The sequence below is a fragment of the Blastococcus sp. OS1-29 genome (assembly GCF_057628075.1).
The window spans coordinates 400,437-408,972 of the sequence record NZ_JBXXJK010000006.1; the positions used below are offsets into that span (position 1 = coordinate 400,437).

Genomic DNA, 8,536 nt, shown 5'->3' on the forward strand with positions numbered 1-8,536 from the left:
CCCCGGGCAGTGGCGCGCGAGGCACCGGGGGCGTCGCCAGCGTGTCGGCCCAGAGACTCGTCGTGGACGACGGAAAGGGCTCAGATGGCACGTCGGACTCCCGGTCGGCAAGCGATTTCGTAGCGCAACGGATCTGTGACAACCGAAGCCCTTGTCGCGGACGCATCGTGTCTGTCAGGGTGCCCAGAGCGCAAGCGGCCGGTGTGTTCGTTCCACACTCCGTCCTCAGCGGTCACGGCCCATCAGGAACGGCCCCGCCGGGTCGTCCTCGCGGAAGGACACGCGTTGAGCGATGCACGACACGGGCTGCGCACAGGGTCAGCAGCGGCCCTGAACCGGCGCAGCTTCCTCGCAGCGCTGGGCTGGGGCGGTGCAGCGCTCGCCGCCGGGCCGCTGCTGGCGGCCTGCGGCACCTCGGGCACCAACTCGTCGTCCTCGGGCGGGGGTGGCGACGCGAAGACGGTGAAGTGGTCCAACTGGCCGCTCTACCTCGACGCCTCGGACGCCAATCCCGACGAGCACCCGACGATCAAGGCCTTCGAGCAGAAGAGCGGCCTGAAGGTCGCCTACTCCGAGGACATCAACGACAACGACGAGTTCTTCGGCAAGATCGCGCCCCAGCTCAAGGCCGGCCAGAGCACGGGCCGCGACCTGATCGTGCTGACCGACTGGATGGCCAGCCGGATGATCCGGCTCGGCTACGTCCAGGAGCTCGACAAGGCGAACATCCCCAACGCGAAGAACCTGAAGTCCGGCTACCAGGACGTGCCGTTCGACCAGGGCCGGAAGTACAGCCTGCCGTGGCAGAGCGGCATGACCGCGATCGGCTACAACCCCGAGACGCTCGGCCGCGAGATCAGCACCGTCGACGACCTCTTCAAGCCCGACCTCATGGGCCGCATCACGATGCTGACCGAGATGCGCGACACCATGGGCCTGATGCTGCTGTCGATGCACGTCGACCCGGTGGACCACACCCTCGACGACTACAAGGCAGCCATCGCCAAGCTGAAGAAGGTCGTCGACCAGGGCTATGTCCGCCAGTTCACCGGCAACGAGTACGCGGCGGATCTGGCCGCCGGCAACATCGGTGCCGCCTTCGCGTGGTCCGGCGACGTCGTGCAGCTGCAGGCCGACGACCCGAAGATGCAGCTGGTGCTGCCTGACGAGGGCGCGATGCTCTGGTCGGACAACCTGATGATCCCGGTCAAAGCCGCCAACAAGGCCGGGGCGGAGAAGCTCATCGACTACTACTACGACCCGAAGGTAGCGGCCGAGGTCGAGGCCTACGTCAACTACGTCTGCCCGGTCGACGGCGCGGCGGACGCGGCGAAGGACATCGATCCCGATCTGGCGTCCAACCAGTTGATCTTCCCCGGCCCCGACACCCTGGCCAAGCTGCACGCTTTCAAGAACCTCGACGAGAACGAGGAGAAGACGTACCAGGACCTGTTCCAGGCGGTCATCGGTGCGTGACCCGGGCCGCGACGCCGCGGCGCCGAGCGACCTGCGGATCGACCGCGTCACGAAGCGCTTCGGTGCGTTCACGGCTGTCGACGACCTCACGCTGACCGTCCCGGCGGGTTCGTTCTTCGCCCTGCTGGGGCCGTCGGGGTGCGGCAAGACCACCACCCTGCGGATGGTGGCCGGACTGGAGAAGCCGACCGGCGGCCGGATCCTGCTCGGGGACGACGACGTCACCGGGCTGCGGCCCTACCAGCGGCCGGTCAACACCGTGTTCCAGAGCTACGCGCTGTTCCCGCACCTCACCATCACCGAGAACGTCGCCTTCGGCCTGCGCCGTCGAGGCGTGAAGCGGGTGCTCCCGCAGGTGGAGGAGATGCTCGAACTGGTGCAGCTCAGCGGCTTCGGCAAGCGGAAGCCGGGGCAGCTCTCCGGCGGGCAGCAGCAACGGGTGGCGCTGGCCCGCGCCCTGATCAACCGCCCCCAATTGCTGCTGCTCGACGAGCCCCTGGGGGCGCTGGACCTCAAGCTGCGGCGCCAGATGCAGATCGAGCTCAAGCGGATCCAGACCGAGGTCGGCATCACCTTCGTGCACGTCACGCACGACCAGGAAGAGGCCATGACCATGGCCGACACCATCGCCGTCATGAACGCCGGAAGGGTGGAGCAGCTGGGCTCGCCGGTCGAGCTCTACGAGCGCCCGGTCTCGCGGTACGTGGCGAACTTCCTGGGGCAGTCGAACTGCCTCGGCGGCACGATCCAGGAGGTGCACGCCGACCGGACCGTCGTGCTCGTCGGGAACTGCGTGCTGACCGTGCCCGGTCGCCACGGCCGGCCCGGTGGTGAGCTGTCCGTCGGCGTCCGCCCGGAGAAGACCGTCGCGGTTCCGGAGGGGGAGGAGCCCGACTCGGTGCTCGGCAACGCCATCCCCGGCATCGTCACCGACGTGTCGTTCACCGGGCTGTCCACGCAGTACCTGGTGCAGACGGCATGGGGGCAGGAGATCGGCGTCTTCGCGCAGAACGCCGGTGGCGAGCGCCGGGTCGCGGTGGGGGAGTCGGTCACCGTCGCGTGGCGGCCCGAGCACACGTTCCCGCTCGACGTCGAGGCGGTGACGGCGGAGGTGCCCGGTCCCGCGACGACGACGATGGCCGGGGCGCCGGCGTGACAGCAGCGGCGGCGGGGACCGCGCTGGCGGCGCCGGTCACCGACGAACCGGACGACGAACCGACCCGCGCGCGCCGCTGGTACACGCCCTACCTGCTGCTGTTCCCGGGTCTGGGCTGGCTGGCGTTCTTCTTCGTCGTGCCGATGGTGGCGCTCGCCTCGATGTCGCTGCAGACCGGCTCGCTCGGCGACGGGTACGCGCTGACCTGGCACTGGGCGACGTACTCCGACAGCCTGGGTACCTACGCCTCGCAGTTCCTCCGGTCGTTCGGCTACGCGGGGGTCGCCACGGTGCTGACCCTGGTGATCGGCTATCCGCTGGCCTACACGATCGCGTTCAAGGCCGGCCGGTGGCGCAACCTCATGCTCATCCTGGTGGTCGCCCCGTTCTTCACCAGCTTCCTGATCCGGACGCTGGCCTGGAAGATCATCCTCAGCGACGAAGGCTGGGTCGTCGGGGCGCTGAAGACCCTGCACCTGCTCGGCGAGAACGGCCGCCTCCTGGCCACCCCGGCGGCGGTGATCCTGGGGCTGACCTACAACTTCCTGCCGTTCATGGTGCTGCCGCTCTACGCCAGCCTCGAGAAGATCAACCCGGCACTGCTGGAGGCCGCCGCGGACCTCTACGCGGATGCCTTCACCGCCTTCCGCACCATCACCTGGCGGCTCTCGCTGCCGGGCGTCGTGGCCGGCACCCTGCTCACGTTCATCCCGGCGGCGGGCGACTACGTCAACGTCCAGTTCCTGGGCACCCCGAACTCGGCCATGATCGGCACGGTCATCCAGAGCCGGTTCCTCACGGTGCTCGACTACCCGACCGCCGCCGCCCTCTCGTTCTGCCTGATGCTGTCGGTGCTGGTCATCGTGGTCGTGTACGTCCGCCGCGTCGGCGCCAAGGAGCTGCTGTGACGACCCTCCAGGACCGGCCGGCCCCGCCGCGCGCCGCGCCGTTGCTCATCCGAGCGGGCCGCGCGGTGCGGCAGCGGGCGATCGCCGCGGTCGCCGTCCTGGTGCTGGCCTATCTGTTCCTGCCCGTCGTCGTGGTGGTGATCTTCTCCTTCAACGACCCGGCCGGCCGGTTCAACTTCGCCTGGCAGGGGTTCACCCTCGACGCGTGGCTGCACCCCTGCGGGCCGGCCGGCATGTGCGACTCGGTCGTGCTCAGCCTGCAGATCGGGCTGCTCGCCACGCTCGTGGCCACGGTGCTGGGCACCCTGCTGGCGTTCGGGCTGGTGCGCCACCAGTTCCGCGGGCGCGCGGCCACCAGCCTGCTCGTCTTCCTGCCGATGGCCACGCCCGAGGTGGTGATGGGCGCCTCGCTGCTCACGCTCTTCGTCAACCTGGGTGTGCAGACCGGGTTCGCGACGATCGTGATCGCGCACATCCTGTTCAACGTGAGCTTCGTCGTCGTCACCGTGAAGGCCCGGCTGGCGGGTCTGGACAGCCGCCTCGAGGAGGCGGCGATGGACCTCTACGCGAACGAGTGGCAGACCTTCCGCCGGATCACCCTGCCGCTGGCCGCGCCCGGCATCTTCGCCGGCGCGCTGCTCGCCTTCGCCCTGTCCTTCGACGACTTCATCATCACGAACTTCAACTCGGGCAACACGATCACCTTCCCGATGTTCGTGTGGGGGGCGGCGCAGCGCGGCGTCCCGCCGCAGGTCAACGTCATCGGGACGGCGATGTTCGTCCTGGCCCTGCTGGCGGTGGGCGGGGGCGAGTTGATCAAGCGCGCGCGACGTGCCTGATCCGTTACCCCGCTCGCTGGCCGATGCGGAGCCGGCCGTCTTCTGGCTCGACGACCCGGCCACGCCGGACCCCGCGCCGGCCCTCACGGGGGACGTGGACTGCGACCTCGCGGTCGTGGGCGGGGGATACACCGGACTCTGGACGGCGCTGCGCGTTCGCGAGCGCGGCGACGCGGACGACGTCGTCGTGCTCGATGCGGGGCGCAGCGGCGGGGCGGCGAGCGGCCGGAACGGCGGTTTCTGCGCGGCGAGCCTGACCCACGGGGCGGGGAACGGGCACGCCCGGTGGCCGGGGGAGATGCGCGTGCTGGACCGGCTGGGCGCGGAGAACCTCGACGGCATCGAGGCGGCCGTGCAGCGCTACCGGATCGACTGCGACTTCCGGCGCACCGGCGCGCTCGACGTGGCCACCGAACCCTGGCACGTCGACGAACTGCGCGCCCGGGCCGCACTTCCCACGGACGCGCCGGCGGTCTTCCTCGACGCCGGCGAGGTGCGGGCGGAGCTGGACTCGCCGACCTACCTCGGTGGTCTCTGGGAGAAGCAGACCACGGCGCTGGTGGAGCCGGCCCGGCTGGCGTGGGGACTGCGCGCCGCCGCGGAGTCGCACGGGGTCCGGCTGCTCGAGCACACGCCGGTCGAGGCGCTGGACGCCGGCCGCGACCGGGTCGTCCTGCGCACCCCGTCGGGTTCCGTGCGGGCGCGCCGGGTGGTGCTCGCGACCAACGCGTTCCCGTCGCTGCTGCGCCGGCTGCGGCACTACGTCGTCCCGGTGTACGACTACGCGCTGGTCACCGAACCGCTGTCGCCGGACCGGCTGGCGAGCATCGGCTGGCGCAACCGGCAGGGCGTCGGCGACTCGGGCAACCAGTTCCACTACTACCGGCTGACCCGTGACGACCGGATCCTGTGGGGCGGCTACGACGCGATCTACCACTACGGCAGCCGCATCGATCCGCGGTACGAGCAACGCCCGGAGACCTTCGCGCTGCTCGCCCGGCATTTCGCGGAAACCTTCCCCCAGTTGGCCGACGTCCGGTTCACCCACCGCTGGGGAGGTGTGATCGACACGAGCACTCGGTTCTGCGCGTTCTACGGCACCGCCGCACGTGGGCGGGTGGCGTACGCGCTGGGCTTCACCGGTCTCGGGGTCGGCGCGTCCCGCTTCGCCGCCGACGTGCTGCTCGACCTGCTCACCGGTGCCGACACCGAGCGCACGCGGCTGGAGATGGTGCGACGGAGACCGCTGCCCTTCCCGCCCGAGCCGGCCCGCGCCGTCGGGATCGCGCTCACGAGGCACGCCATGGCCCGGTCGGACCGCGACGGCGGGCACCGGAACCTGTGGCTGCGCATCCTCGACCGGGCCGGCCTGGGCTTCGATTCCTGACACGCCGGTGCCATGTCGGCCTCGGGGACACGGGTGCCGGGACAGTGCGTACCTTGTCCGGGCAGTCTCCGGCTTGCGACGCTGTCGCTGTTCCGGACGGTTCGTCGAGGAGGATTCCCGTGGAGAACAGCGCTGCCGAACTGCTGGCCCGGCACCGGGCCGTGCTGCCGTCGTGGATGGCCCTGAACTACGAGCAGCCCATGGAGATCGCCTCGGGCAAGGGCTGCCGGGTCACCGACGGCGAGGGTCGGGAGTATTTGGACTTCTTCGCCGGCATCCTCACGAACATGCTCGGCTACGGCGTGCCGGAGGTGACGGAGGCGATCCGCGCACAGACGGACACCGGCGTCCTGCACACCTCGACGCTCTACCTCATCCGGGCGCAGGTGGAGCTGGCGGAGCGGATCGCCGAGCTCTCGGGCATCCCGGACGCCAAGGTCTTCTTCACCACCAGCGGCACCGAGGCCAACGAGGCAGCGCTGCTGCTCACCACCACCGCTCGCCGGTCCAACCAGGTGCTGGCGCTGCGCAACAGCTACCACGGCCGGTCGTTCGCGGCGATGGGTGTGACGGGCAACCGCGGCTGGTCGGCGTCGGCGCTGTCGCCGGTGAACGTCAGCTACGTGATGAACGGCTACCGCTACCGCAGCCCGTTCGGGCACCTGTCGGACGCGGACTTCTGCCGCGCCGCCGCCGACGACCTGCGTGACGTCCTGCTCACCACCACCTCCGGCGACGTCGCCTGCATGATCGCCGAGCCGATCCAGGGCGTCGGCGGGTTCGCCACGCCGCCGGACGGGTTCTTCCGCGCGCTGAAGGACGTGCTCGACGAGCACGGCATCCCGTTCGTCTCCGACGAGGTGCAGACCGGCTGGGGGCGCACCGGCGACACCTTCTGGGGAATCAGCGCTCACGACGTCGTGCCCGACGTCATGACCTTCGCCAAGGGGCTCGGCAACGGCCTGTCGATCGGTGGCGTCGTCGCCCGCGGTGACCTGATGGACGGCGTCAGCGCCAACTCCATCTCGACCTTCGGCGGCAACCCGCTCTCGACCCGGGGGGCGCTCGCGACGCTCGACTACCTGGAGCGGCACGACCTGCAGTCGAACGCCCGCACGATCGGCGGCCGCTTGATGACCGGGCTGCAGGAGATCGCCGCCGGGTCGCCGATCGTCGGCGACGTGCGGGGCAAGGGCCTGATGATCGGCGTCGAGCTGGTCGAGCCGGGATCGAAGGCGCCTGCGCCCGCCGCGGCCGCGCGGGCGATGGAGGAGACCCGGGACCGCGGGCTGCTGGTGGGCAAGGGCGGCCTGCACGGCAACGTGCTGCGGATCGCGCCCCCGCTCACGCTCAGCGCCGCGGAGGCCGACGAGGGTCTGGCGATCCTGCGCGAGGCGCTGGCGGCGACCGGGCGTTAGGCGCCCCGGCTGTCAACGTTCACCCGGAACGGCCACTCTGGGACACACCGGGCCGCAAGTAGCCTCCGGGCCATGCAGCGGCGAGAAGACCGCCCGGTCGAGCGTGACGTGACGCTGTGTCCGCGGTGCGGTCATCCCCCCGCCTCCATCCACGTTCCCAGCAAACCGACCTGACCGCTTGCGCCAAGTGCGTGTGGGAAGAGGACCACGACAAGCGAACTGAGGCTGAGATGTGCCGCCTCCGCTACGAGCGTCTCTGAGCGGCCACTCTGGGACACCGCGTGAAGGATGCTGACAGGCTCCCCCCATGCTGGTTCGAGAGCTGATGGCGATCCTGGCCCCCAGGAACACCCTGAGTCGCCGGTCACGGTCGAGGGCCTGTGCCCGCATGGTGACTACCTGATCCAGGCGGATCTAGAGGTCCTGCATGACGGGGGACCCGCACCGGACATCGAAGAAGTGTCCCTCTGTTGGACTGCCGCCGAGGATGTCGAACAGGCGTACCGAGAGCGCGTGGGGGTGAGGGTCAGGAACTCCGTCAAGGCGACTGCCCTAATGCGTCCTGAGGCGAGTTCGTCGGTGTTTCTCAAGCCGACTTCAGGGCGAAGATTGCCGGTCGCGGTATTAGTCGCTGTTCTGCAAGGACCGGCTCGCACGGCAACGTGCTGGGGGGTGGCCAGTGCCTCTCAGCGCCGAGGGCCGTCGAGGCCGACACAGGGCCTTGCGACCCGCGTGAGGTACGAGCCGCGCCGGAAGCCGGCGCACTCCCGTTCTCCGCTGGTCACGTCGTCGTGAGTGCGGTACTATCGAACACATGTTCGATGACGAGGGCGTGGTGATCCTCACCGCCGAGGAGTCGCGCGCCTTCGACATCGCCTGGCTGGAGACCGAGTACGGCGATGAGCTGCCGGACCCGGCGGACTTCGTCCGCGACGAGCAGCAGCGCTTCCTCGATGCCCGGATCCGGTTGCTGAACACCGGGGCGGCCCTGCTGGAGGACGCGGTGGCCGCCGGCAAGCGGATGGCCCGGGAGGAGGCGCGCCGGGTGCGGGCGCTGGCCGGGTTCGCCCGCCACCGGCCGGCGGGCGTGTTCGACCGGGCCCCCGGCGAGCGGGGCGCGGCGTCGGCGGCGTCGATCGCCGCGCGGGCGGAGGCGCTGACCGCGGTCAGCGAGTGGGCCGTCGACGAGGCCGCGGCCACCCTGCGCGTGTCGGGGCGGGCGGCGTCGATGCTGCTGGTCGACGCGATCACCCTGGCCGAGGGCCTGCCCGCCACCCTGGCCGCGCTGGAGGCCGGCGAGCTGTCCCCGCAGCACGCCCGGGTGATGGTCGAGCAGGCCGGCCCGGTCACCG

The 8,536-nt window shown here is 70.5% G+C and carries 6 protein-coding genes and 1 pseudogene; all 7 read left to right on the forward strand.

What is annotated here, in order from left to right; genetic code table 11:
- The first annotated feature begins 285 nt into the window (after nucleotides 1-285).
- Nucleotides 286-1,476, forward strand: coding sequence for an ABC transporter substrate-binding protein (locus AC2H4J_RS17775; RefSeq protein ID WP_487466214.1), 1,191 nt, complete (start codon nucleotides 286-288; stop codon nucleotides 1,474-1,476).
- Complete coding sequence (locus AC2H4J_RS17780; protein WP_487466215.1) at nucleotides 1,469-2,632, forward strand: ABC transporter ATP-binding protein; 1,164 nt, start codon at nucleotides 1,469-1,471, stop codon at nucleotides 2,630-2,632. The genes AC2H4J_RS17775 and AC2H4J_RS17780 overlap by 8 nt, the downstream gene beginning before the upstream one ends.
- The gene (locus AC2H4J_RS17785) at nucleotides 2,629-3,540 is read left to right on the forward strand and encodes an ABC transporter permease (RefSeq protein ID WP_487466216.1); all 912 of its coding nucleotides are present in this window, start codon (nucleotides 2,629-2,631) and stop codon (nucleotides 3,538-3,540) included. Before AC2H4J_RS17780 ends, AC2H4J_RS17785 begins: the two co-directional genes overlap by 4 nt.
- A complete protein-coding gene (locus AC2H4J_RS17790) occupies nucleotides 3,537-4,379 on the forward strand; it encodes an ABC transporter permease (protein ID WP_487466217.1) in 843 nt (280 codons plus the stop codon). The genes AC2H4J_RS17785 and AC2H4J_RS17790 overlap by 4 nt, the downstream gene beginning before the upstream one ends.
- Nucleotides 4,372-5,766, forward strand: coding sequence for an NAD(P)/FAD-dependent oxidoreductase (locus tag AC2H4J_RS17795; RefSeq protein ID WP_487466218.1), 1,395 nt, complete (start codon nucleotides 4,372-4,374; stop codon nucleotides 5,764-5,766). Before AC2H4J_RS17790 ends, AC2H4J_RS17795 begins: the two co-directional genes overlap by 8 nt.
- Before the next feature lie 119 nt (nucleotides 5,767-5,885).
- Nucleotides 5,886-7,184: an aspartate aminotransferase family protein gene (locus AC2H4J_RS17800; RefSeq protein ID WP_487466219.1), complete on the forward strand. Its 1,299-nt coding sequence runs from the start codon at nucleotides 5,886-5,888 to the stop codon at nucleotides 7,182-7,184.
- Nucleotides 7,185-7,998: 814 nt separating this feature from the next.
- Nucleotides 7,999-8,536: pseudogene (locus tag AC2H4J_RS17805) on the forward strand (hypothetical protein); the annotation flags it as partial.